This window comes from Butyricicoccus sp. (assembly GCF_050872565.1).
Classification (GTDB): Bacteria; Bacillota; Clostridia; order Oscillospirales; family Butyricicoccaceae; genus Butyricicoccus_A.
In genome coordinates this window covers 1-1,155 of sequence record NZ_JBNMHC010000508.1, presented here as the reverse complement: position 1 = coordinate 1,155, position 1,155 = coordinate 1, and the positions used below count along the sequence as shown (strand labels likewise).

The window sequence follows — 1,155 nt, the reverse complement described above, 5'->3', positions numbered from 1 at the left end:
GGCTTCTGTTTTTCTTCCTGTTTTCTCGCGCGAATGACTTCATCGCGCACTTTATTCAGCACTTTCGTTACGGTAAGACCGCCATAACCCAGTGCATTGTACAGTTCTTCCAGATTTGCATAGCCGAATTTCTTCAAAATATTGCTTTGAATTTCCGGCTTTTCCATAAAGTGACTGTACAGCAGGCTGGAACGCAGCTCGCGATCCAAATCAGCACGACCCTGCTCAATATTTTCCTCACGACATTCTTTCTTAAACCACTGTTTAATTTTACTGCGGGCTTCAGATGTCTTGACGATTTGCAGCCAATCGCGCTTCGGACCATGTGTCTCTTTGGAAGTCAAAACTTCGACCACATCGCCGTTTTTCAGCGTATAGTTAATCGGCACAATGCGGCCGTTGACTTTACATCCGGTCATGCGGTTGCCGACTGCGGAATGAATGCCGTATGCAAAATCAATCGGTGTTGCACCCAGCGGCAGGCTGACTGCGTCACCGCGCGGAGTAAAGACAAATACTTCGTCCGAGAACAGATCGACCTTGATATGCTTGATAAAATCCTCCGCCTCGGTGTCCTGCTGTGCTTCCAGCAGCTGACGAATCCACGCATAGGTTTCCTCGCCGCTGCTCTTCTGCAAGTGTTCCTTGTACTTCCAATGCGCTGCAATGCCATATTCTGCCATCTTGTGCATTTCTTCTGTACGAATCTGAACTTCAAACGGCACACCGGAACGGCCGATGACTGTTGTATGCAATGACCGATAGCCATTCGGCTTCGGCGTCGAGATATAATCTTTAAATCGTCCCGGAATCGGCTTGTACAGGTCATGCACATAGCCTAAAACATTATAGCAGTCTGCCACGGATTCTACAATTACGCGCACCGCGCAAATATCGTAAATTTCGTTGATGCTCTTGTTTTGCTCAAACATCTTACGATAAATACTATAAATATGCTTGACGCGGGCGGAAATAGAATTTTTGATGCCGCTCTCGTCCAATTTGCCGTGAATCGTCTTTTTGATGCGGTCGAGCATCTCTTCCAGCTCCGGACGCTGCCGCTCCAAGCCGTCTACAATTTCCTTATAGCCAATTGGATCCAAATATTTGAGCGACAGATCTTCCAGCTCCCATTTGACGCGCTGCATACCCAAG

At 47.6% G+C, this 1,155-nt stretch carries 1 protein-coding gene; it reads right to left on the bottom strand.

Features of this window, described 5'->3' with window-relative positions; genetic code table 11:
* The coding region (locus tag ACR0P9_RS12965) for a RelA/SpoT family protein (protein ID WP_432620796.1) at window positions 1–1,155 on the bottom strand (1,155 nt) is incomplete at both ends.